The 23420-nt window shown below is 41.1% G+C and carries 20 protein-coding genes; 15 read left to right on the top strand and 5 right to left on the bottom strand.

Going from position 1 to position 23420, the window contains the following annotated elements:
- Window positions 1–82: 82 nt before the first annotated feature.
- The 8 genes from metG (at window position 83) to HU830_RS04040 (ending at window position 8078) form a co-directional block, all read left to right on the top strand.
- Window positions 83–2089 (top strand): methionine--tRNA ligase, encoded by a 2007-nt coding sequence (gene metG / locus HU830_RS04075; protein ID WP_176942513.1) that lies wholly within the window; start codon window positions 83–85, stop codon window positions 2087–2089.
- A gap of 10 nt (window positions 2090–2099) precedes the next feature.
- Window positions 2100–2879 carry a TatD family hydrolase gene (locus HU830_RS04070; protein ID WP_176942512.1) on the top strand — a complete coding sequence of 260 codons (780 nt, stop codon included), beginning with the start codon at window positions 2100–2102 and terminating at the stop codon, window positions 2877–2879.
- A complete protein-coding gene (gene rnmV / locus HU830_RS04065) occupies window positions 2866–3435 on the top strand; it encodes a ribonuclease M5 (protein ID WP_176942511.1) in 570 nt (189 codons plus the stop codon). Before HU830_RS04070 ends, rnmV begins: the two co-directional genes overlap by 14 nt.
- Window positions 3425–4315 carry a 16S rRNA (adenine(1518)-N(6)/adenine(1519)-N(6))-dimethyltransferase RsmA gene (gene rsmA, locus HU830_RS04060; protein ID WP_176942510.1) on the top strand — a complete coding sequence of 297 codons (891 nt, stop codon included), beginning with the start codon at window positions 3425–3427 and terminating at the stop codon, window positions 4313–4315. The genes rnmV and rsmA overlap by 11 nt, the downstream gene beginning before the upstream one ends.
- 74 nt (window positions 4316–4389) lie before the next feature.
- Window positions 4390–4623: a Veg family protein gene (locus HU830_RS04055; RefSeq protein ID WP_176942509.1), complete on the top strand. Its 234-nt coding sequence runs from the start codon at window positions 4390–4392 to the stop codon at window positions 4621–4623.
- A gap of 108 nt (window positions 4624–4731) precedes the next feature.
- Window positions 4732–5592 carry a pur operon repressor gene (purR, locus tag HU830_RS04050; protein ID WP_176942508.1) on the top strand — a complete coding sequence of 287 codons (861 nt, stop codon included), beginning with the start codon at window positions 4732–4734 and terminating at the stop codon, window positions 5590–5592.
- A 72-nt stretch (window positions 5593–5664) separates the two neighbouring features.
- Window positions 5665–7053: a bifunctional UDP-N-acetylglucosamine diphosphorylase/glucosamine-1-phosphate N-acetyltransferase GlmU gene (gene glmU, locus HU830_RS04045; RefSeq protein ID WP_176942507.1), complete on the top strand. Its 1389-nt coding sequence runs from the start codon at window positions 5665–5667 to the stop codon at window positions 7051–7053.
- A gap of 47 nt (window positions 7054–7100) precedes the next feature.
- Window positions 7101–8078, top strand: a complete 978-nt coding sequence (locus HU830_RS04040) for a ribose-phosphate diphosphokinase (protein ID WP_176942506.1) — start codon at window positions 7101–7103, stop codon at window positions 8076–8078.
- Between the two features lie 264 nt (window positions 8079–8342).
- Here the strand turns inward: HU830_RS04040 and HU830_RS04035 are convergent, their stop codons facing one another.
- The 4 genes from HU830_RS04035 to HU830_RS04020 form a co-directional block, all read right to left on the bottom strand.
- The gene (locus HU830_RS04035) at window positions 8343–13478 is read right to left on the bottom strand and encodes a mucin-binding protein (protein ID WP_176942505.1); all 5136 of its coding nucleotides are present in this window, start codon (window positions 13476–13478) and stop codon (window positions 8343–8345) included.
- A gap of 874 nt (window positions 13479–14352) precedes the next feature.
- Entirely contained in the window at window positions 14353–14709 is a 357-nt protein-coding gene (gene mscL, locus HU830_RS04030) for a large conductance mechanosensitive channel protein MscL (RefSeq protein ID WP_176942504.1), read from the bottom strand.
- 24 nt (window positions 14710–14733) lie between these two features.
- The gene (locus HU830_RS04025) at window positions 14734–16071 is read right to left on the bottom strand and encodes an HD domain-containing protein (protein ID WP_176942503.1); all 1338 of its coding nucleotides are present in this window, start codon (window positions 16069–16071) and stop codon (window positions 14734–14736) included.
- 12 nt (window positions 16072–16083) lie between these two features.
- Window positions 16084–16887 (bottom strand): lipoate--protein ligase family protein, encoded by an 804-nt coding sequence (locus HU830_RS04020; RefSeq protein WP_176942502.1) that lies wholly within the window; start codon window positions 16885–16887, stop codon window positions 16084–16086.
- Window positions 16888–16963: 76 nt separating this feature from the next.
- Here HU830_RS04020 and HU830_RS04015 point away from each other — a divergent pair, with 76 nt between their 5' ends.
- The 7 genes from HU830_RS04015 (at window position 16964) to HU830_RS03985 (ending at window position 22533) form a co-directional block, all read left to right on the top strand.
- On the top strand, window positions 16964–17395 hold the full coding sequence (locus tag HU830_RS04015) for a DUF1934 domain-containing protein (protein ID WP_176942501.1): 432 nt from the start codon (window positions 16964–16966) through the stop codon (window positions 17393–17395).
- A 95-nt stretch (window positions 17396–17490) separates the two neighbouring features.
- Window positions 17491–18009, top strand: a complete 519-nt coding sequence (gene rpoE / locus HU830_RS04010) for a DNA-directed RNA polymerase subunit delta (protein WP_176942645.1) — start codon at window positions 17491–17493, stop codon at window positions 18007–18009.
- Window positions 18010–18197: 188 nt separating this feature from the next.
- On the top strand, window positions 18198–19811 hold the full coding sequence (locus HU830_RS04005) for a CTP synthase (RefSeq protein WP_176942500.1): 1614 nt from the start codon (window positions 18198–18200) through the stop codon (window positions 19809–19811).
- Window positions 19812–19884: 73 nt separating this feature from the next.
- A complete protein-coding gene (locus HU830_RS04000) occupies window positions 19885–21153 on the top strand; it encodes a UDP-N-acetylglucosamine 1-carboxyvinyltransferase (protein ID WP_176942499.1) in 1269 nt (422 codons plus the stop codon).
- A 97-nt stretch (window positions 21154–21250) separates the two neighbouring features.
- Complete coding sequence (locus HU830_RS03995; RefSeq protein WP_176942498.1) at window positions 21251–21499, top strand: type B 50S ribosomal protein L31; 249 nt, start codon at window positions 21251–21253, stop codon at window positions 21497–21499.
- A gap of 154 nt (window positions 21500–21653) precedes the next feature.
- Window positions 21654–21905 carry a LacI family DNA-binding transcriptional regulator gene (locus HU830_RS03990; protein WP_176942497.1) on the top strand — a complete coding sequence of 84 codons (252 nt, stop codon included), beginning with the start codon at window positions 21654–21656 and terminating at the stop codon, window positions 21903–21905.
- A gap of 172 nt (window positions 21906–22077) precedes the next feature.
- The gene (locus HU830_RS03985; RefSeq protein WP_176942496.1) at window positions 22078–22533 is read left to right on the top strand and encodes a substrate-binding domain-containing protein; all 456 of its coding nucleotides are present in this window, start codon (window positions 22078–22080) and stop codon (window positions 22531–22533) included.
- Between the two features lie 160 nt (window positions 22534–22693).
- Here the strand turns inward: HU830_RS03985 and HU830_RS03980 are convergent, their stop codons facing one another.
- Window positions 22694–23329, bottom strand: coding sequence for a DUF389 domain-containing protein (locus HU830_RS03980; protein ID WP_176942495.1), 636 nt, complete (start codon window positions 23327–23329; stop codon window positions 22694–22696).
- Window positions 23330–23420: the final 91 nt, after the last annotated feature.

Raw genomic sequence — 23420 nt, 5'->3', positions numbered from 1 at the left:
AGACAGAAGAGGGTTGGCTGTCTCTTTTTTGCACCTAGTGGCAATGTTATAATTTGATTAAATTCAGGAATGGAGTACGCTTATGTCTCAAAAACCGACTTTTTATGTTACGACGCCCATTTATTATCCTTCAGGAAAATTAACAATTGGTAATTCATACACCACAATTGCGGCCGATACACTGGCTCGTTATAAACGTGCTCGCGGTTTTGATGTTTTCTTTTTAACCGGAACCGATGAACATGGTTTGAAGATTGAACAAAAGGCTGCGGCGCAAAATTTAAAACCGCAGGTCTACGTCGATCAAATGGCTCAAGGAATCAAAAAACTTTGGAAGTTACTCGAAATTTCCAATGATAAATTTATTCGGACTACGGATGCCGATCACGTCGTGGCGGTGCAAAAGATCGTCCAACGCTTAATTGATCAAGGCGATGTCTACTTAGGTGAATACCAAGGCTGGTATTCCGTCGATGATGAAGAATATTTCACCGAATCTCAACTAGCCGAAGTTTATCGCGATGACCAAGGTAAGGTGATTGGTGGTAAAGCGCCATCGGGGCATGAAGTTAAGTTAGTTAAAGAACCATCTTATTTCTTTAAGATGAGTAAATATGCTGATCGCTTATTGCAATATTATGAAGATCATCCCGAGTTTATCCAGCCGGAAAGCCGCAAGAAGGAAATGATTAATAACTTCATTAAGCCTGGCTTGGAAGATTTAGCAATGTCGCGCACCAGCTTTAATTGGGGCGTGCCGATTCCAAGTAATCCCAAGCATGTGGTTTACGTTTGGGTTGACGCTTTATTGAACTATATCACGGCTTTAGGCTATACCAGCGCAGATCAAAGTTTATTTGAACGTTACTGGCCCGCAGATGTTCATTTTGTAGGTAAAGAAATTGTTCGTTTCCATACAATTTACTGGCCAATTATTTTGATGGCCTTAGATTTACCTTTACCAAAACAAATCTACGGTCATGGTTGGCTATTGATGAAAGACGGCAAAATGTCCAAGTCTAAGGGAAATGTCGTGTATCCAGAAATGTTAGTTGAACGTTATGGCTTAGACGCTTTGCGTTATTACTTGATGCGGGCGATTCCTTTCGGTAGTGATGGCGTCTTTACGCCAGAAGATTTCGTTGACCGGATTAACTTTGATTTAGCCAATGATTTAGGAAACTTGCTCAATCGAACAGTTTCGATGATTAATAAATATTTTGCTGGAAAAGTGCCCGCTTTAGCTGACGCCAGTGAGCCCGTCGATCAAGATTTAAGAGCCCAAGCGGCGACGACGATTCAAGACTACTTGACGGCGATGGATCAATTTGAGTTTTCCACAGCTTTGGAAATTACTTGGCGGTTTGTTTCCCGGGCTAATAAGTATATTGATGAAACGATGCCTTGGAAGTTGGCGCAAGATTCGGCTCAAAAAGATCGCTTAGCCGCAGTAATGGCTAATTTGGTGGAATCTTTACGGTTGATGGCGATTTTAATTAGTCCTATCATGACCCATGCGCCGCACAAAATTTTGACTCAATTAGGTTTACCAGAAGAAGCCTTAGAGCAACTGGAATTTGGTCATTTACCACAAGCCCAAGTGGTGGTGCAACCGCAACCAATCTTTCCCCGCTTAGATGTTCCGGCAGAAGTGGCTTATATTAAAGCGCAAATGGTTGCTGATCAAAAGAAGGCTCAACAAACAGGGTCTTTGAAGACTTCTAAATCAGCGGCGGCCAAGGCCAAAGTTACTTCTAAAGCAGAAATTAAAATTGATGATTTTGATAAAGTTCAGCTACAAGTTGTCGAAATTCTTGCGGTCACTAAAGTTAAAGGCGCCGATCGCTTACTCCAATTTACCTTAGATGACGGTAGTGACCAAGAACGAACAATTATTTCGGGAATTGCAGAATTTTATCCCCAACCAGAAGAATTAGTCGGGCAAAAAGTTCTTGCCGTCACTAATTTGAAGCCGCGAAAGATGCGAGGAGTTGTCAGCAACGGGATGCTCCTCTCAGCTGAATATGAAGGAAAGGTTCAATTAGCTACCGTTCCTCAAGCTTTAGTTAATGGTTCTCACGTTGAATAAGGCCGATGACTTGCGTTTTTTTGACGCGCACACTCATTTGAATGATCCCCATTTTGCGGGTCAAACTGTGGTCTATTTACAGCAAGCTCAAGAATTGGGCGTCCAGGAAATGGCGATTGTGGGTTCAAACGCCCAATTTAATCAATCGGCTTTGGAATTGGCCCGGCAATACTCTGGTTTACATGCGGTTATTGGTTGGCACCCAGAATTTGCGGCCCAAGTAACGCCGCAAGTCTTAGCCGAGTTAGAGCAAGAACTGGCAGATCCAGCAGCGGTCGCGGTTGGAGAAATTGGTTTGGATTACCATTGGGAAGAAAATCCGACTCCGGCAATTCAAGAAGCGGCTTTTGTGCAGCAGTTAGAGTTAGCCCAACAGTTGCAATTGCCGGTCAATATCCATACGCGAGATGCTTTTGCCGATACCTATCGGATTTTACAAGCTCATCCGGTAGCGACGGGAATGATTATGCACAGCTTCAATGGATCAGTTGAGTGGTTGAATCGTTTCTTAGATTTGGGCTGTTATGTTTCTTATAGTGGCGTAGTTTCTTTTAAAAATGCTCCGGAAGTTCGCGAAGCTGCCCAGCAGACACCATTAGAGCGGCTGTTAGTAGAAACCGATGCGCCTTATTTGACTCCGGAACCTCACCGGGGAGAAGCTAATCAACCAGGATATACCCGCTATGTAGCGGCAGCTATCGCTCGAACTCGAGGAGTGGAATTAGCAACGATTGCCCAGCAAACTTTGAAAAATACCCGTGAGGTGTACCAATTAAATGACAAAGATTAAAGAAGTTTTGGTGGTCGAAGGGCGCGATGATACTGCCCGTCTCCGCCAAGTTTTAGGTCCGGTAGATACGATTGAAACTCATGGATCAGCTTTGGATGAAGCAACTTTAGCTTTAATTGCTAAAGCTCAAAAAAAGCGGGGCGTGATTGTAATTACCGATCCGGATTTTAACGGAGAACAGATTCGCCATAAGATCGTCGCCGCTGTTCCGGGAGTTAAACAAGCTTTTCTGCGGCGGCAAGATAGTGTTCCGAGCAATCGCCATGGTAGTTTGGGATTGGAACATGCCTCAGCAACGGTAATTAAGCAGGTCCTCCAACAGGTCTGGACCCCAGATTCTCAAGATAAAATGACCATTCCCGCTCAAGTTTTGGTGGATTGTGGTTTAACGGTTGGTCCTCAAGCTCGAAAATTACGAGAATTAGTCGGTGATAAGTTGCATATTGGTTATGGCAATGCCAAGCAATTTGCCCGGCGCTTGAATATGTTTCAAATTACGGAAATCCAGTTGAAAACAGCAGTAGCTAGTGCGAAAGAGGAATTATATGAGCGTTGAGAAGTATGATATTGCGGATCCCATTCGCACAAAGGCGATTTTGGAACGGTATCATCTGCAAGCCAAAAAAAGTTTAGGCCAAAACTTTCTCCGTTCACCGGAGGTAATTGAGGAAATCGTGGCCAGCGCTGAGATTCAGCCAACTGATATCGTCTTGGAAGTCGGCCCGGGAATTGGAGCTTTAACCCAGCAATTGGCGAAGGTCGCCAGTCAAGTCTATGCTTTTGAAATTGACCAAAATTTAATTCCGATTTTAGAGGCGAACTTAGAAGATTACGATAATTTGACTTTGTTGAATCAGGATATTTTAAAAGTCGACTGGCGCAAGTTTTGGCAAGAGCAGCAATTATCTGGGCGCACAGTGAAAGTGGTAGCTAATCTACCTTATTACATTACGACGCCAATTTTACTGCAACTCCTAACCGCTCCCGTAAAATTTACTAGTTTTGTTTTAATGATGCAAAAAGAAGTTGCCCAACGTTTGGGGGCCCAGCCGGGGCACCGGGAATATGGTTCCTTGAGTGTGGCAGTTCAATTACGGAGTCAGGTAGAAGTAGTGCAAACTGTTCCCGCCCAAGCCTTCGTGCCACAACCGAAAGTTGATTCCGCGGTGGTTCGTTTGCGATTGGAATCTCCTTGGATCAAAGAAATTTCGGATTTTCTCCAATTTCAAACTTTCGTGCAAGCTGTTTTTCGGCAAAAGAGGAAGAATCTTTGGAATAACTTGAATGTTTACCTTGCTGGTCAAGCCCAAGTGAAGCCGAAATTGCAGGCGGTTTTTGATGCTTTAGGTTATGAGCATAATGTCCGCGCGGAGCAACTGGCCCTCCCTGAATTAATTGCTTTAAATCAGCAGATCCAAACTGAATTTAATTTGTAACCAAATTTAAATGTTTAAGAGATTGAATTGATTCATGTTTTGTGGTACAATCCTAACCCGAAGGGGTTGATTTTATGCCAGTATCATTTGCTTCAATTAAGCGCGATTTGGATCGCCATTTGGGTGAAGATATCACTATTGTGGCGCAGGCCGGTCGTAAGAGAGTTATTCGTCGTCGCGGCAGATTATCCGAAACCTTTCACTCGGTTTTCGTCGTTGATTTAGACCCAACCGAGAATTCTTTTGAACGTGTCTCTTACAGTTATGCTGACTTGTTAACTAAGTCTATTGAGTTGAGTTTTGATTAAAGATTGCCCGTTGGCAGTCTTTTTTTATTAGAAGCCGAAAATTACTAGTCAAGAAAAAGTGAAATTCGTTATAATAAAACTAAATCGTTACGTAAGTAGGAAAGTAAAATGAAAATACGCAGAAGTGAACGTTTAATTGACCTAACCGATTATTTAGAAAATCATCCTTACCAATTAGTCCCTCTAACTTTTTTTGCTCAACGCTACCAGTCGGCAAAATCTTCAATTAGTGAAGATATTACAATTATTAAAACCGTCTTTAAAAAACGCGACCTGGGAATCGTGGAAACCTTGCCGGGAGCCGGCGGAGGAGTGCGATTTATGCCGGCAATTAGTCGGGAATTGGCGGCCGTTTATTTAGAAAACTTACGGGAAAAACTGGCCGATCCCCAACGGATTTTACCGGGAGGCTATTTGTATTTGTCCGATATCTTAGGTCAGCCCAATTTATTGCGCCAAGTTGGCCGCTTGATCGCGACTCAGTACGCGGGTCAAGAGATTGATGCCATTATGACTATGGCGACCAAGGGAATTCCCATTGCCCAAAGTGCCGCTTACTATTTAAATGTTCCCTATGTGATTGTTCGCCGCGAGTCAAAGATTACCGAAGGTCCGACTTTAAGTGTTAATTATGAATCGGGTTCGGTTCACCGGATTGAAAAAATGGAATTATCCAAACGTAGTTTACCCACGGGTTCACGGATTATCGCTGTTGATGATTTCATGAAGGGCGGCGGAACGATTAGTGGAATGCACAACTTAGTGGAAGAATTTTCCGGTAAGTTGGTGGGAGTGACGGTTTTAGTCGAATCAAATGATGCTCGCGTCGATCAAGCCGAGAAAAGATTTCCCGCAACCTCCTTGTTGAATTTACAAGCAATCAGTGTTGAACAGCAAAAGCTGAACATTGAATTGGGAAATTATTTAGAAGTCACGGATTTTAATCCAGAAAAACAAATTATTGAGTGATTTTCGCTGGTGGGGTATCATTAAAGATGGAATTTTGTTGCGGAAACTAAAACGAATTGAAGGGAAAATTGAATGTCTGAGCGCTATATTGTGATTTTGGCTGCAGGTCAAGGAACGCGGATGCATTCCAAGAGTTATAAAGTTTTACATCCAGTGTGTGGCAAAGCCATGGTTGACCATGTTTTGACACAGGCCGAACAAGTTCATGCGCAAGAGATTGTCACGGTAGTTGGCTGTGGTGCTGAACAAGTCGAAGAGTTGCTGCAAGAAAGAACGCAGTATGCGCTTCAAGAAAAACAATTGGGGACTGCCCATGCAGTTTTGCAGGCGGCCGACCTTTTGGAGGCCAAAGCGGGAACTACCTTGGTGATCAGTGGAGATACTCCCCTGTTTACGGCAGAAACAATTGAGAAGTTATTTACGTATCACGAACAGCATCAGGCTCAAGCCACTGTTTTGACGGCTCAAAATGAGGATCCATTTGGCTATGGTCGGATTATTCGGGATGAAAATCAGCAGGTTCAAAAAATTGTGGAACAAAAAGACGCCAGTGTTGCTGAACAAGCAGTAACCGAAATTAATACTGGGGTCTATTGTTTTGACAATCAAAAGCTTTTCCATTATTTGCACCAAGTCAAAAATGACAACGCGCAAGGAGAGTACTATTTACCTGATGTGATTGAATTAATGCAACAAAACCAAGATCGGGTCCTGGCTTATCAGATGGCGGACTTTAGTGAATCTTTGGGGGTCAATGACCGGGTTGCCTTAGCCCAAGCCACCAAAATCATGCAAGTGCGGATTAATCAAAGTCACTTACGAGCTGGAGTAACTTTAGTAGCTCCGGAGCAGACTTTCATTGATGTGGATGTTCAAATTGGGCCCGATACGACAATTGAAGCTGGGGTAGTTCTAAAAGGCCAAACCACAATTGGTTCAGACTGTTATATTACGTCCGGATCTCGGCTAGTTGATGCGACAGTTGGTGATCAAGTTCGAATTGATAGTTCAACCATTGAAGAAGCAGAAATGCAAGCGGGAAGCAATGTCGGACCGCATTCTCATTTACGACCCCAAGCTTTAATTGGTCCCCAAGTTCATATTGGGAATTTCTGTGAAGTTAAAAATGCGACCATCGGCGCGCGAACCAGACTTGGTCACTTGAGTTATGTTGGTGATGCCACTTTGGGAAGTGATATTAATGTTGGTTGCGGGGTCGTTTTCGTAAACTATGATGGTGTCAAAAAGTACCATACCCATGTTGGTAACCAAGCTTTTATCGGCAGTAATGCTAATTTAATAGCTCCAGTAGAAATTGCAGATCATGCTTTCATTGCTGCGGGTTCCACAATTACTGCTGACTTGCCTGAACGAGCCATGGGGATTGCCCGGGCTCGGCAAGTCAATAAGCCAGATTACTGGGATCGTTTGCCCTTGTCTCAGGATGAAAGTTGGCAGTAGTCGGATTGCAAAAAGATAACTAAATTTGAGAGAAAGTGGAGTGCTCAATGTCTACACAAAAAGCGAATTGTCCAATGAAGATTTTTGCTTTGAATTCCAATCAACCCTTAGCTAAAAAGATTTCCCAAACTTTGGGAATCCCTTTAGGCAAATGTTCCGTCAAAAGGTTTAGTGACGGAGAAATTCAGATTAACATTGAGGAAAGTATTCGAGGATCAGAAATTTTCGTTATTCAATCGACCTCGGCGCCGGTTAACGATAATTTGATGGAACTTTTGATTATGATTGATGCCTTGCGCCGGGCCTCAGCTTTGACCATTAATGTTGTGATTCCTTACTATGGTTATGCTCGTCAAGACCGCAAGGCGCGTTCCCGTGAACCAATTACGGCTAAATTAGTTGCTAATATGCTGACAAGTGCTGGAGCCGATCGAATTTTAGCGATGGATCTCCATGCAGTTCAGATTCAAGGTTTCTTCGATATTCCGGTGGATCATCTCATGGGAGCACCGCTCTTAGCTGATTACTTCTTAGATAATCGTTTGGATGAAAATGCGGTTGTTGTTTCTCCTGATCATGGGGGAGTTGTGCGGGCTCGGCGTTTAGCCGAATTTTTGAAAGCCCCAATTGCAATTATCGATAAGCGTCGGCCGAAGCCTAATGTTTCCGAGGTGATGAATATTATTGGGGATGTGCGGGGAAAACGAGCAATTATCATTGATGATATGATCGATACGGCTGGAACCATTTCTCTAGCTGCGCAAGCCTTAATCGATGCCGGAGCAAAAGAAGTTTATGCTAGTTGTACGCATCCGGTACTTTCAGGTCCGGCAATTTCGCGTTTAGAAGCTTCGCCGATTAAACAATTGATTGTGACCGATACAATTCAACTTCCTGAAGACAAAAAGTTGGATAAATTAGTTGAGATTTCAGTAGCTCCTTTGATGGCGGCAGCAATTGATCGGATTTATAATAATGAACCGGTTAGTCCCTTATTTAATACCCGTTTTCGCCGGCATCAATAAAAAAATTTAAAATTTAAACTAAACCTGGTCAGGATTATTCTGGCTAGGCTTTTTAATTGGGATTGTTGTCGGAGCCATTAAATAAGAAAGATAACTAGCAATAAGCCAATTAAAAGTTATTTTCATTTGAATTATTGGTTAGTTGATAGACTTCTTTACTAAACAAAGAGATTGAAGTTGGTTAAATTATTATTTTGCGGATCTTAAAAAGCCTAACCGCTATTTTTGCGGTTAGACTTTTTAATGATTCTAAAACTTGAGCAATTAAGCCATGTAGTAAACATCAACGACTTGACTTTGACTGGTAATATCAACGGTTTGGGCGGCAATTTCAGTCACATTTGGATGCGAATCAGCGATGGTTGGAACTTGGTAAGCATCCCATTGAGCAGTCGACCAATCACCCTCTTGGCGACTTTGATCAGCTAAGTTAATCTTGACGGTTCTTTGAATCTGAGCAACTTGAGTGATTACTTGCTGGCTTCCATCAGGCTTGTGCAGGTTAATGGTCCGAACAATATTGTAATGCTCAACACTTGCTTGGATTTTTGGAGTTACAGCGACGGTAATGGTTTGCGGCTGATCCGAAATCGTAACCGAATCGCTTGGCTGACCGACTAATTGATAATTTTTCGGAGCTTCATATTGCGGGTAAACAGTTTCGTTTACTTGGCCATTAATTTCTTGTTGACCAACAACTTTTCCGTTAGCGACGTATTGAATTGTAACTTTATTCTTTTGGGCTTGGTAACTAATTTCAACGGTTTGGTTACCCGTGTTTCCATCAACAGTCACAGCGTCAACCTTAGTTTGACTCGGAGTGAAGCCGTTAACTACTGGAAGATCATATTCATCCCATTGGGCAGTTGACCATTTACCAGCGGTTTGCGTTTTGGTAACTAAGTTAGTAGTAATCGTCCGTTGAATTTTGGCAACTTGTTGAATCACCTTTTGCGTTCCGTCAGGTTGATTGATATTGATCGTCCGAACGACATTTTGATGTTCAACGTTGCTTTCCATTTTCGGAGTTATGGCAATAGTGATCGTCTGGGCCTGTTCACCCACTGTAATAGTAGCTGCTGGTTGTTTCACAAATTGATAATTTTGCGGCAGATTGTATTGTGGATGAATAGTTTCATTAACTTTACCACCGACTTGTTGTTGAGCAATGACTTGACCATTAGCTACATATTGGATTGTAACCTGATTTTCTTTGGCGGCATAAGTGATGTCGATGATCTGATCAGTGGTATCTTCGTTAACCGCACTAGCATTAATCTGGGTCTGACTTGGAGTGTAGCCAGCGATCTCTGGGGTAGCGTATTGTTTCCATTGAGCAGTCGACCAAGCACCCTTAGTTTGGGTTTGATCAACAAGATTAGTAGTAATTGTCCGCTGAATTTGGGCCACTTGTTTAATCACTTTTTGCGTCCCATCAGGTTGATGCAGATTAATGGTTCGAGTTACACTCCGTTGCTCTGTGCTATTGGCAAGTTGAGGAGTCACGTTAACTGTAATTGTTTGAGCTTGTTGGGTTAACTTAATACTTGGAATTGTTTGTTGAATTAAGCGATAATTTTGCGGCAGATCATATTGTGGATGGATGGTTTCGTTAACCGCCCCTTGATAGGCTTCGGTGCCAACAACTTTTCCATCAGCCACGTATTGAATAGTCAACTGAGCTTCTTGAGCCGTGTAGGTGATATCTACAGTTTGGTTAGCCGTTTTTTCAGTTACTGCAGTTGCTTCTATCGTGGCTTGACTTGGGTCATAACCAGTGATACTTGGAGTATGATAAGCTTCCCACTGAGCAGTTGACCAAGCACCCGCGGCTTTAGTTTGATCAACCAAATTAGTTTTAATGGTCCGTTGAATTTGGGCGACCTGACTGATCACTTTTTGACTTCCATCTGGTTGATGAACGTTAATCGTCCGCACAGCGTTGTAGTATTCTGTACTCTCTTTAATTTGCGGTTCAATTTCTACGGTAACTGTTTGGGCAGGTTGATCAAGGGTAATATGCGTTGCTGGTTGTTTAACTAATTGATAATTCTTAGGTACCTTATACTGCGGGTAGATAGTTTCATCAATATTTCCATCATATTGTTGTTGAGCAATAACTTTTCCTTGGTAAACATACTGAATAGTTACGGTTGCAGCTTGTGGTTGGTAATCAATATCCACAACTTGATTTTGGGTTTGATCAGTTACCGAAACCGCGGCAACGCTTGTTTGGCTTGGTTGATAACCAGCGATTGACGGAATTTCGTAAGCATCCCATTGAGCGCTGGACCAGTCACCGACGGTCTTGCTTTGATCCACAAGGTTAGTTTGAACAGTCCTCTTAATTTGGGCTACTTGATTAATAACTTTTTGAGACCCATCAGGATTATGCAAATTGATTGTCCGGACAACGTTGTGGTATTCGGTGCTGGATTGAATTTGGGGACTTACTTCAACCGTGATAGTTTGATCCGCTTTAGTTAGAGTAATTTGGTCTGGATTGCTACCTTGAACTTGGTAGTAATGGGGAATTTTATATTGAAGATAAACTTTTTCGTTAACCTGACCGTTAACTTTTTGTTCACCAACAACTTTACCCTGACTGACATACTGAATAGTTACGGTTGCTGATTGAGCTTGATAACTAATATCCACAACTTGGTTCTTTGATTGACCGTTAACCGTGGCGGCGGCAACCTGTTCTTGGCTGGCTTGATAACCGTCAATTGTTGGGGTTTGGTAAGCATCCCATTGAGCAGTAGACCAGTCACCAGCGGTTTTAGTTTGATCGACTAAGTTGGTTTGAACAGTCCGTTGAATTTGGGCCACTTGATTAATGGCTTCTTGGGTCCCGTCAGGCTTATGAATATTAATCGTCCGGACAACATTGCGGTACTCAGTACTGCTTTGAACCTTAGGGGTTACTTCCACGCTAATGGTTTGTGGTTGGGAAGTAATGGTCATGCTTGCTGCCGGTTGATTAACGAATTGATAATTTTGCGGGAGATTGTATTGGGGATAAATCTGATCGTTAATTGCTCCAGAATACTTTTGTTGGCCAATAACTTTACCTTGACTGACATATTGGATCGTGATGGTTGATTGATCGGCTTGATAAGTGATATCGAGCACTTGATTTTTACTGGAACCATCAATAGTTACGGTATCTACGTTCTTTTGACTCGGTTGGAAACCAGCGATTGCTGGGATTTGATAGGCTTCCCACTGAGCAGTAGACCATGCACTTGGGGTTTGAGTTTGATCGACTAAATTAACCTGAATTGTCCGCTGAATTTGTGCTACTTGCTTGATAACTTGTTGGCTACCATCCGGACGATGTAGGTTAATTGTCCGAACCACTTCCCGATATTCTGTGTTTTGTTGAATTTGCGGGGTAATCTCAATCGTGATAATTTGAGGGGCTTCGGTGATGGTTAGAGTGGCATCTGGTTGCTTAACGAAGCGATAATTTTGAGGTAAATTATATTGCGGGTGAATAACTTCTTGGTCTGCTCCCGTAAATTGTTGGCGATTAATTACCTTTCCTTGGGAAATATATTGAACTTCAATAGTTGATTTCGGCAGGCTGTAATTAATATCGATCGATTTATTACCCGATTGTTCGGTAACTTTGGCGACCGCGACCGTGTTTTGACTCGGTTGGTAACCAGTAATGGTGGGAACTTGATATTCATCCCATTGAGCAGTAGACCAAGCACCTGTGCTTCGAGTACCGTCATCATTCAAAGTAATGGTTCGACTGATGGTGGCATTTTGAATCTTAGTTTGCGTACTACCATCAGCTAAATGGAGGTTAATTGTTCTTGTGACAGTCCGATTTTCGGTAGTTGTTCGGAAGAAGGGTTCTTGATCCCATTGGTAAATGGTAATTTGATCTCGGTTACTGGTTTTAACATCCATGGCATTGTACTTACTACCAACGTTAGAACCACTAATTGAAATCCAGGCGGAAGATTTGACCTTATAATAAGGGACTCCAGGAACCTTAGTCCCAATGCGGGGGACGTCGTTTAAATTACTATCAACGCCGAGCTTAGTTTGAGTTCCTAGAATGATCTTCCGCAGGTTATCGGTACTTGTTAACATTCCCGATGTGTTGGCATTGCGGGTGTCGAAGTGGCTAAGATTCAAGCTGATTAAGCTATTACACCAAGCAAACATGGCTTCCATGTCGCGAACATTGCCGGTTTGAAAACCACTGAGGTCTAGGTGCTTGAGTTGCCAAGCCCCCATGAACATTCCACCCATGTCAGTAACTTTGCTGGTATCGATATTTCCAACATTGATCACTAAGGTTCCAGAAGCATCAGAGAACATCTTGGACATTCCTTGAACATTGGAAGTATCCCAGCTACTGATATCAATATATTCTAAGCTATTGGTTCCTCGGAAAACACTGTTCATTTGCTTAACTCTCGAAGTGTTTAAGTTAGCGATTCCAATAATCTTTCGTAAATTGATTAAATGATAGAACAGATAATCGGAAATTTCGTTAGCATAAACTCCTTGATCGAATTGAATCAAGGTTAATTTGTTAATCCAATCTTGATTTTTGTCGAAGACTTGAGAGTCGCCTCCGATAGATCCAAAATCATGTCCTTTGTCAATGAAATATTGTTGTCCGCGACCTAAAGTTCCTTCGTGAAAATGAAGCAGGTAGTCATTTCCTTGTTGAGAAAATTCCCACTTACTGCTTCCCCAAACACCTTGAGCAATTAAGCCCGGATTAGGATCTGGGGCTTTAGCTGGGGGTGTGGGAGTTGTAGTTGCTGTGTTTTCCACTGCTGCGGGAGCTGTAGGAACTACTGGAGTTGGATTTGTACTAGCCTGTTCAGGTTCAGTTGTAGAACTAGAATTAACTTTATCCGTTGCCGCAGGAGCCTGATCTTGTTTCTGATCCGTAGTAGGAGAAACAGTCTCCCCATCTTTGGGAGCAGTTGTTCCTGGTTTGGTTGCTGAATTGGACTTTTCCGTCTCCGGAGTAGTTGTTCCTGGTTTGGATGTTGAATCAGACTGCTTTGTTTCTGGAGCCGTTGTCTTAGTTGGTGTTTGAGCAGTCTGAGAATTACTGGTGGAATCTGCCGTCTTTGTCGATTGATCTGTTGTTGACTGCGGGGCAGGAGTAGTTGAAGTTGTTGCTTTAGCAGTAGTCGCGGTATCTCCCGGAGTGGCAGTAGCTGTCCTAGAGGGAGAATCCGCTGTTGCCGTAGCAGCAGCTGGGGCAATTGATTGAGAAACGGGATTAGGAACCGGGCTGTTTATTTTAGCAGCTTGAGTTTTTTGAGCATTCAAAGCCGCGCCGCAAAGTAAACTGGCACTAGTCAAGGCTAAGGTTAAACCTTGATGTCTTAATCTCTTGGTTAGGGTCTTTTTCATCTGCATCACTCCTAATTATTAACTAATTATGTTGCTTCAATGATTTTAGCACCTATTAACTAAAAAAAATAAGATAAAGCATTATAAATAAATAAATTATCACTATATTAATTAGATAATTGAAATTTTAGTTATATATTTATAATTTTTAGAATATATATTTTGGAAAAACACTTCGATCAAATTTTAAAATGAGAAATTAATTATATTTACTGATCTGAATGTAAAAAAATATAGTAGGAGACGATAGATAAAGAGAAGAATAAGTCAAATAGGGATTGAGACCTTAATTTAGCTTATTCTGGATTAAATTAATTCGTCTGATTTGGGAAGATATTTATTCATTTTCACCAAAAGTAAGAGTCCCTTTACAAGGGTACTATTAGATATCAATTAAAATTATTTTTGGCTAAAGGATATAACGACCTAAGCCGGATAGAAAATAGCAAGAATCAAATATTAAGCAAACTTTTCATTGCGATTACTTCTAATTATTGTTAGCTTTGTTAATCTTAAAAAGATTTTAGCATCTAATGATATTGGTGATAAATGTAAAACTATATTAAATATTAATTTATGTAGTGATGATTTTGGAAAAGGTGAATTTATATAATTTCTATTAGATTATGATATTATTTTGCGGTAAAAGATAATGAAGAACTGAGAGAATGATTTAAGAATAACAATCATTGTTACTTATAAAAATAAAATAAAGAATTCGTTAAAAAACAAAATTTCCAACGGATTCTTTATTTTTGTGGTTGATTTATAGTTTGAAGACTTCCTGATTTGAGCACAAATAGATATTTAAAAGCATACGAAAATAATTTTTTGGGGCTAGTTTCTTTCAAAAAGTGATTGGAAAAGTAGTTAATTATTGTTTTTGAGTTTTTAAGAGATCACGAATTTCTTGTAAATATTTCTCTTCGGCACTTGGCTTCTTAGTAACCACTTTTTTGTGCTGCCAGTGTTGGAAAAATTTTACAATTAGAAAGACGACAAAAGCGATGATTATAAACTCAATTACCGCGTTCAAAAAATCACCAATTCGAAATTTTCCGAAGCGCAAAGACGATAAATCAATGTGACCCAAAAATAAGCCAATAAAAGGATTGAGCAGATATTTAGTTAGGGCAGTGACAATCTTACTAAAAGCTCCCCCAATAATAACCCCGACAGCTAAATCTAAAACATTACCGCGCGTGATAAAGTCCTTAAAATCTTGGAGCATGATCAACTTCCTCCCTTTTTGCTTCTATTGTAGCGCATTGTTTTTAATATGAGCTTGAAAAGCGCTTAGATCGGCTTCAAAAGTATTGCTGAGCGGATTTTGAAACATTTCTTTGGGAAAGTAAAAACGATGATCACCACTCGAACGGCCGCTCAGAGCTTTAACGATGGGGCTAATGGTTGATAATTCTAATAGTTCTCCATCCGCTTGGCGCAATTCAATTTGGGTCTTTGGTTCTGCCGCATGGGGATCATATAGGTCATAAGGAAGGTCGAAACTATTGTTAATCGCCGTATAAAATTGGGCTTGGAAACCAGAATTTTGGGTCCAAGCTTGCATTTGAGTAATTAAATCATGCTGGTCAGGTTTAAAAGTAATTGATTTGAAGGGGCGCCGATCTAAAAAACGACTGGCTAAATCGCGGAGAATCGGATCCGGATAATCACGCCAAAGATTGAAATAGGTATTTAATAGGTAATCATCGAGGCGTAAATAATCATCGACAGTCACTTGATTTTTAAAGAAGGGGATCAAAAGATGGGGCATTTCAGTTTGACTGAGGCTATTATTCTGGTAAAGAAATTGCGCTCTTTGTAGTAATTTAGTGAGCACGACTTCCATTCCTCGAGAAACTGGGTGAAAATAAACCTGTTGATACATTTGAAAGCGGGAAACGATATAGTCTTCAACGGCGTGCATCCCCTCGACGTCAAAGACGATCCCAATTTTATCTGGACGAATGACGCGCATAATTCGGGTGAGATCAAACATTCCGTATTGTGTTCCGGTATAGTAAGCGTCACGCAGTAGGTAGTCCATCCGATCAGCATCAATTTGACTGGAAATTAATTGCACTACTTGCGGATTAGGATAAGTTTTATTGATTACGCTAGCCACTTGTGCGGGAAATTCAGGACTTACTTGACGTAAGATTTGATTAATCTGGGTTTTTTCATCGGTAATAATTCTTTGGGTCCAAGCCTCGTGGTCAGTTTGAAAGATATGTTCAAAGGTATGAGAATAAGGTCCGTGGCCAATATCATGTAATAAAGCAGCACATAAAGCCACAAGCCGTTCTGAATTGTCCCAAAGACCATCACCTAGATTTTGGCTGGGATAGTTACGTTCGAAAAATTCGCAGAGTCGTCTGGTAATTTCGTAGACCCCTAAACAATGAGCAAAACGAGAATGTTCAGCTCCGTGAAAAGTAAAAGAGGTTGTCCCTAGCTGCTTAATCCGCCGTAAACGTTGAAATTCCGGCGTATTGATTAAGTCTAAAATGATAACGTCTTGAACGTGAATATAATTATGAATTGGATCGCGGAGTACCTTTTCGCGGGATAATTGGGCAGGTGATTTCAAATTTTAGTCCTCCTATTTTAAAATTCTATTTAAACGTTGCTGTTGTCTAATTTCGCGATCTAAAATTGAATCATATTCAGAAGATTCACTTAGTTGTTGGGAAGTTAGAATTTTTATTTCCTGGCTTGATTTTAAGACTTGTAACAGGCGCTGCTTAAATTGGGTAACTGAAAACTCAGTTTGAAATAATTGGGAAACCGTGGTCATCGACTGGGGATTGACCTCAGGATAGACGGTTCGATGATCAGAATTAGCCAGCTGGTAAAATTGCTTAATTAATTGTCCGCGAGTTGTTTGGGGACCGGATAGAGCGATATACAACATGACACTAACCGCATCTTGTTGGCGGCGTTGCGCTAGTCCTGCAATTTTTTTACCCTGAACGACAATATCAAAATCTCCGGGGCAATAGGAATCTTCTACCTTATAGTGTTCCAGTTTTAGTTCGGGTAGACACTTCTGTAAGAAATTGAAGGCTAATTGATAAACGGTATCGACTCGGTGTTCACTGGCATTGGGTAAAAAGTAACTCCAGTTGAAGACTCCCGGATCGCTGACGACCGCTAATCCACCGGCGTTTCGAATGATGATTTGATAGTTTTGCTGCCGCAAAAACTGACTTCCAGCCGGCAAATTCGCCAGACGCTTGTCTTGGAGACCCAAGATTACCGTCGGTAGGGTTTGCCAAAAATGAACTAAAGGGCGTTGCAGTTTTTGGACTAAATAAGCTAAGTAAGTAGTTTCCGGAAAAATTGTATCTAGACTAGCAATATTTTGATAATCATGATTATATAAAATTAGTGGTTGGGAGGACATGGAAAACTCCTTAAAATTAATTTAAAATATTTAATATTACCTCTATTATAAGTCTCGTTCAGAAAGGTCGAAAGAGATGACCCCCAAAAAAGTTCAAAAAGTTAATTTAACTTTAACGACAACGATTACCACTCCTGATGCCGTCCCCGAAATTTATCATCTTCGAACCAAAGGCCAGGTCTTTTTGAGTCCGGAAAAATTTTACCTACGTTATCAAGAAGATCCCCAAATAGCAGTAACTTGGAAATGGCAGTCCGACAAACAAAAATTGACGATCCACCGCAAAGCGCCTACAGCTCAAGCTCAGATGATTTTTCGAATTGCCCAAGATCAGGTCTTTGCTTATCACACACCGTACGGAACTTTAGATTTAACGACCAGAACCCGTCAATTACAGGTTAATTGGCAGCCCGGAAATGCTGCAGGTGACTTGCGGGTCGCTTACCAACTTTTAGATTCGCAAAATTCCTTGGGGGAATATAAGTTAAGTTTGCATTTTGACCTTTAAGTAGGTAAGATGAAAGTTAGACTTTTGAAAGGACGTGTCCGAAAGTGGTTTTAGAACTCAAACAATTCGCCGGCGAAAGTAAAAGTGAGTTGGCAATGATTGAAGTTGCCCATGCAATTTTGGAACAAAACGGTGAGGCGATGTCCTTTGCCGATATCGTTAATAATATTCAACAATTTTTAAATAAAAGTGATGCCGAGATTCGGCAAAAATTACCGCAATTTTATACTGACTTGAACGCTGACGGCGGCTTTATTTCTCTCGGAGAGAATGTTTGGGGCTTGCGTACATGGTATCCTTACGACTCTGTTGATGAAGAAGTTAACCATCCGGAAGATGCCGAAGAAGGAAAAGTCCCGGCAATTAAGCGGGTCAATGCTTTCTTGGATGATGAAGCTGAAGATGACGATATTATTGATTATAATGCTCAAGATGCGGTTGATGATGACCATGAGCAAGACCAAGGGGTTCCTGATTTGTCAAAATTTGGGCAAGCTGACTTGTCATTAGACGATGATGATGAAGAAATTCACGGTCGCCCAGATTTAGAAGATGGGCTGGAAGGTGATTTAAGCGAATTTACCGCCAATGATGATGAGGATTTAGATTCTTAAAATCCAGATTTTTTGCATAAACTATTTGACGTTCGTGACTTTTCCTTATAAAATGTTTTTTGGGCGCTTTACAAGTGCGTTGAATCAGGCTCTCTATTCTTATTAACGAATGGAGGCCTTTTTCGTTTATATCCCCCATTTGAACGTGGCAAGATTTAACTTGGAAAACAATCAAAGGAGAATGGTGCATGACCAAATATATTTTTGTAACAGGTGGAGTAGTTTCTTCATTAGGTAAAGGAATTGTAGCCGCTTCTTTAGGCCGGTTATTGAAAAATCGTGGCTTAAAGGTCACTTTACAAAAGTTTGATCCCTATATTAATGTGGATCCTGGAACCATGAGTCCTTACCAACATGGAGAAGTCTTCGTTACTAATGACGGCACCGAAACGGATTTAGATTTAGGGCACTACGAGCGTTTTATCGATATTGATTTAAATAAATATTCCAATGTTACCACGGGAAAGATTTACTCGGAAGTAATCCAAAAAGAACGTCACGGTGAATACGACGGGGCTACGGTTCAAGTAATTCCTCATATTACCAACATGATTAAAGAAAAGATTATGCGGGCTGCAACCACGACAGATTCCGATGTGATCATTACTGAAGTCGGTGGGACCGTGGGCGATATTGAATCTTTGCCTTACTTGGAAGCTTTACGACAGATGAAGTCCGAAGTCGGATCTGAGAATGTAGTTTATATTCATACAACTTTAATCCCTTATTTACGGGCTGCTGATGAATTAAAGACTAAACCGACCCAACACAGTGTGAAAGAATTACGAGGCTTAGGAATTCAACCTAATATTTTAGTCGTGCGGACTGAAAAAGCGATTCCTAATGAAATGCGCGATAAGATTGCCTCTTTTTGTGATGTTGATCCGGCGGCGGTGATTGAATCACGAGATGTACCGAGTCTCTATTCCATTCCTTTAAATTTACAAAAGCAAGGCATGGATCAAATTGTCTGCGATTATCTTCATTTACAAGCTCCGGTAGCAGACATGACCGATTGGAAACGGCTGGAACAACGCGTTTTAAACTTACATCATCAAACTAAGGTCGCCTTGATTGGAAAATATGTGGAATTAAAAGATGCCTATATTTCCTTTGATGAAGCTTTAAAACATGCTGGTTATGCCTATGACTGTGATGTTCAAATTAAGCGTTTGAGCTCTGAAGAAATTACGGCAGAAAATGTAGCAGAAAAGCTGAGCGACGTTGATGGCGTAATTGTTCCTGGTGGCTTTGGTTCTCGTGGTCTTGAAGGCATGATTCAAACCGTAAAATATGCTCGGGAAAATGATATTCCTTTCTTAGGCGTTTGTTTAGGAATGCAGATGGCTTGTATCGAATTTGCCCGGGATGTTGCCGGGATTAGTGATGCAACTAGTGGGGAAGTCGATCCCCAAGCACCGCATAAGATTATTGATTTGATGGAAAATCAAAAGAATATTGAAAATCGGGGTGGCACTCTTCGCTTAGGTTTGTATCCTTGCAAATTGAAGTCTGACACGTTAGCAGGACAGGCTTATAGTAATCAAAGCGTAATCCAAGAACGTCACCGGCATCGTTACGAATTTAACAACGAATATCGTGAGATCTTGGGAGCTAAAGGGTTAGTCTTTTCTGGAGTTTCTCCAGATAATCGCCTAGTTGAAATTGTGGAAGTTCCGAAGAACAAATTCTTTGTCGGTGTGCAGTATCATCCGGAATTTTTATCACGACCAAATCGTCCAGAACCAATTTACAAGCAATTTATTGGGGCAGCTTGTGGTTTAGCGGCTACAGATATCTAATTTAGGTGTACTTTGCCGCCAATTTATATTATTATTTTAGGGTAGTTTTTATTTGAGAAGGGCTGAGAAAATTATGGCAAAAATGATTATTCACGGGGGGACGCGGCTTTCTGGTTCCGTAACCATTGGCGGAGCTAAGAACAGTACAGTAGCAATTATTCCTGCTGCTATTTTGGCCGATACTCCCGTGACTTTGGATTCAGTCCCCCAGATCAAAGACGTTTATAACCTGATGGATATGTTGCAGGATATGAATGTTCCCTCCCAATTTCATGACGATGTTTTGCAAATTGATCCGACAAATATTCAATCGGTACCGCTACCACATGGTAAAGTGACGAGTTTACGTGCTTCTTATTACTTCATGGGATCACTTTTAGGTCGTTTTGGTAAGGCTGTCGTTGGTTTTCCTGGTGGCGATGATATTGGTCCAAGACCGATTGATCAGCATATTAAGGGCTTCAAAGCCTTAGGTGCTGAGGTACACCAAGATGGTTCTTCGATTACAATTGAAGCTCCCAATGGTCTTCATGGAGCCCGAATTTTCTTGGATATGATTTCTGTTGGGGCCACGATTAATATTATTTTGGCTGCTGTTAGAGCCCAGGGGACGACGATAATTGAAAATGTCGCCCGGGAGCCGGAAATTATTGATTTGGCAACTTTTTTGAATAATATGGGAGCCCAGATTCGTGGGGTTGGAACGCAAACCATTCGAATCAATGGGGTTCCTTCGTTGCGGGCGCAAAATGCTCATACGATTATTCCCGACCGGATTGAAGCTGGCACTTATTTAGCTTTGGCGGCGGCGACCGGTGATGGTATTTTAGTGAAGAATATTATTGCAGAACATTTAGATGCCTTTTTAGCTAAATTGCAAGAGATGGGTGTAAACCTTGACGTACGCGAGGATAGTATTTTTGTCTATCCCAATAATCAATTAGTGGGAGTTAAAGTCAAGACCAGTCCCTATCCAGGCTTTGCGACTGATTTGCAGCAACCTTTAACACCTTTAATGCTCCTTGCACAAGGACAAAGTACAATTATTGATACAATTTATCCTAAAAGGACCCGACACATTCCCGAGTTAATTAAGATGGGAGCCAATATTAAAGTGGTTGATGGACAGATTTTAGTCGATCATACCGATCAATTGACGGGAGCGCATGTTACAGCGGGTGAAATCCGCGGTGGGGTAAGTTTGATGCTGGCCGGATTAATGGCTCAAGGAACAACAGAAATTGAACAAGCAGAAAATATTATGCGGGGTTACGACTGCATCATTACTAAATTACAAAATTTAAAGGCCGATGTTTCTTATGTTGGCCCCGAAGTTTTTTGAAACTTGTCAGATAGATAGTTTCATGCTACTATGACTTAATACCAGTAAATTAAACTCTAAATCAGCAGATGATTTAGGGCAGAGGAGTGTAATTATAATGAAACAAGCTATTCATCCAGATTATCACCAGGTTGTATTTATGGATTCAGCTACCGGAAAGAAATTCTTAGCTGGTTCAACTGTTAACTCAAAAGAAACTACGGACTATGAAGGTCAAGAATATCCTTTGATTCGGGTTGAAATCACTTCTGACTCCCATCCTTTCTATACTGGGAAGCAGAAGTTTACCCAAGCTGATGGCCGTGTTGATCGCTTTAATAAGAAATATGGTTTTGCTAATAAGTAGGATTTGTTTTAAGCGACAATTTATCTCAATTAAGTTTTTGCTGAATAAAAAAGACTCAGAATTTAATCCAAATTCTGAGTTTTTTTTATCTTAAAAATTTGATTAAACTATCATAATAAAAATTAATTCTTGAGGGTCAGAAAGGAGTCTTAGTTTGACGGAGCAAAAGATTTCAATTCACAAAATTGCCGAATTTAGCGGAGTTTCAGTGGCCACAGTTTCACGGGTTATGAATGGTAATGGTCGTTTTTCCCCAGCAACTAGAGAGAAAGTTCTCCGAGTAGCGGCAGCAGAAGGTTATGAAACCAAGATTTCCACGAAGAAGAAGTTGTTGCAACAGGAACAAAGTATTGGGGGCATCGTGCCTAATTTGAGTAATCCTTTTTTTAAAAAATTGCTTGAATAGCTAGAGAAAAAATTTTTTACAGCAGGATATTCGACAATTGTTTGTGATGTCTCGCAAATAGTGGGGCGTGATTTAGATTATGCAAGCTCCTTCCGAGATAAGTTAGTAGGGGAACTGGTCATGATCGCTGGTGGACCACAGGATCCCATGGTTAAATTGAAAAAAATTACCCTTGATCTGTATTGATTACCAAGAAGTGGCCCAAGGAATTGTTTCGATCACCTCTAGTAATTATCAAGGTGGGCGCCTAGCAACCCGTGAACTACTGGCCGCTGGAACCAAACCAGTTTTAATTTTAAATAGCCAGAATTCGCCAGTTGATCAAGAGCGCCTGCGTGGTTATAAAGCGGAGTTGGCGGCGGCGAACTTCGACTTTACAGAAATTCATATCTTTCAGCTTAATATGCGTCAAGATGAGACTATCGATACTCGTCGACTTACGATGCGGGGAGTTTTACGCGGATTACCACAAGTCGTGGGAGAGGCACCTTGGGGAACTTTTGCAGTTAGCGCTCAATTGACGGCTGATATCTTATTTGCTGCTCACAGTTTATACTTAAGTGTCTTCGAAGATCTAAAGATTATCGGGTTTGATGATTCGCCCATTGCTCGTTATAGTTTTCCATAGTTAACTACAGTTCGCTAAGATATTCCCGAGATAGCTCGGCGAAGTTGTCAGGCCTTGCTTAAATATTTGCATAATCAAGAGATAAGTTTAGAAAATACCAGCTTAGTAAAAGTTGAATTGATTCGTCGGGATAGTGTTTAAGTTTGGTTTTCGGAAGCAATCAACTGTGACTGATGCCTCGGCTATGAATCAAGGCGAAGGTTCCAACTGCAGCTCCCAGAATAATTAAACTAATATTCATTAAAAATAAGATCCAGGCTCCTTGAAAAATCGGCCAAGACTTTCGCGCTATCCCAAAGCCAATCGTCACCAGAGGTGGCATGAGTGAAGCCGCAATTGCAACTCCCGGAAGAATATTTCCCGAATCTTTCTTTGCGGAACCAATAATTGCGGCTAGACCACCAAAAAGGGCGACAATCGCAATCCCCAAAGACAAATTTGTCCGAGCTAAGAGGGCCTTATTTGCGGCTGAATTATCAATAATTAGGAAATAGATAGTGGCGGTTCCAATGCTGAGGACAATTTGGAGAAATAAAATTAACAGTCCTTTTTGAAACAAGGTCCGATTTTTGATTGCTAGGCCATAGCCGAGACCTAAGAGGGGATCCATCAGCGGTGAAATGAGCATTGAACCAACGATGATCGGCGAGTTTTCCTCACCTAAACCGACACTGGCAATGACAATCGCGCAAAATAAGATAGTAAAATCAGACCAATCGAGCGTTAAATTATCGACGACATGTTTCTTTAAGGCTGAAGCGTGCAAAAATTGTTGACGATTTTTTTGAACCTTCATCAATTAACCCCCTAAAATCAAATAAGAAACTAAAGTCATTATATAAAAGAAGCCTTTCTTTGAGGAAGATTTGCGCTAGCGTTGAAAAAGG

The organism is Bombilactobacillus apium (assembly GCF_013385145.1).
Taxonomy (GTDB): Bacteria; Bacillota; Bacilli; order Lactobacillales; family Lactobacillaceae; genus Bombilactobacillus; species Bombilactobacillus apium.
Note: the sequence above shows the minus strand (reverse complement) of the source record. Positions and strands in the feature narration are given on the sequence as shown.

Coding starts and splice junctions, on each gene's coding strand:
- metG (WP_176942513.1), top strand. CDS start 83: ATGTCTCAAAAACCGACTTTTTATGTTACGACGCCCATTTATTATCCT.
- rnmV (WP_176942511.1), top strand. CDS start 2,866: ATGACAAAGATTAAAGAAGTTTTGGTGGTCGAAGGGCGCGATGATACT.
- rsmA (WP_176942510.1), top strand. CDS start 3,425: ATGAGCGTTGAGAAGTATGATATTGCGGATCCCATTCGCACAAAGGCG.
- HU830_RS04055 (WP_176942509.1), top strand. CDS start 4,390: ATGCCAGTATCATTTGCTTCAATTAAGCGCGATTTGGATCGCCATTTG.
- purR (WP_176942508.1), top strand. CDS start 4,732: ATGAAAATACGCAGAAGTGAACGTTTAATTGACCTAACCGATTATTTA.
- glmU (WP_176942507.1), top strand. CDS start 5,665: ATGTCTGAGCGCTATATTGTGATTTTGGCTGCAGGTCAAGGAACGCGG.
- HU830_RS04040 (WP_176942506.1), top strand. CDS start 7,101: ATGTCTACACAAAAAGCGAATTGTCCAATGAAGATTTTTGCTTTGAAT.
- HU830_RS04035 (WP_176942505.1), bottom strand. CDS start 13,478: ATGAAAAAGACCCTAACCAAGAGATTAAGACATCAAGGTTTAACCTTA.
- mscL (WP_176942504.1), bottom strand. CDS start 14,709: ATGCTCCAAGATTTTAAGGACTTTATCACGCGCGGTAATGTTTTAGAT.
- HU830_RS04020 (WP_176942502.1), bottom strand. CDS start 16,887: ATGTCCTCCCAACCACTAATTTTATATAATCATGATTATCAAAATATT.
- HU830_RS04015 (WP_176942501.1), top strand. CDS start 16,964: ATGACCCCCAAAAAAGTTCAAAAAGTTAATTTAACTTTAACGACAACG.
- rpoE (WP_176942645.1), top strand. CDS start 17,491: ATGATTGAAGTTGCCCATGCAATTTTGGAACAAAACGGTGAGGCGATG.
- HU830_RS04005 (WP_176942500.1), top strand. CDS start 18,198: ATGACCAAATATATTTTTGTAACAGGTGGAGTAGTTTCTTCATTAGGT.
- HU830_RS04000 (WP_176942499.1), top strand. CDS start 19,885: ATGGCAAAAATGATTATTCACGGGGGGACGCGGCTTTCTGGTTCCGTA.
- HU830_RS03995 (WP_176942498.1), top strand. CDS start 21,251: ATGAAACAAGCTATTCATCCAGATTATCACCAGGTTGTATTTATGGAT.
- HU830_RS03980 (WP_176942495.1), bottom strand. CDS start 23,329: ATGAAGGTTCAAAAAAATCGTCAACAATTTTTGCACGCTTCAGCCTTA.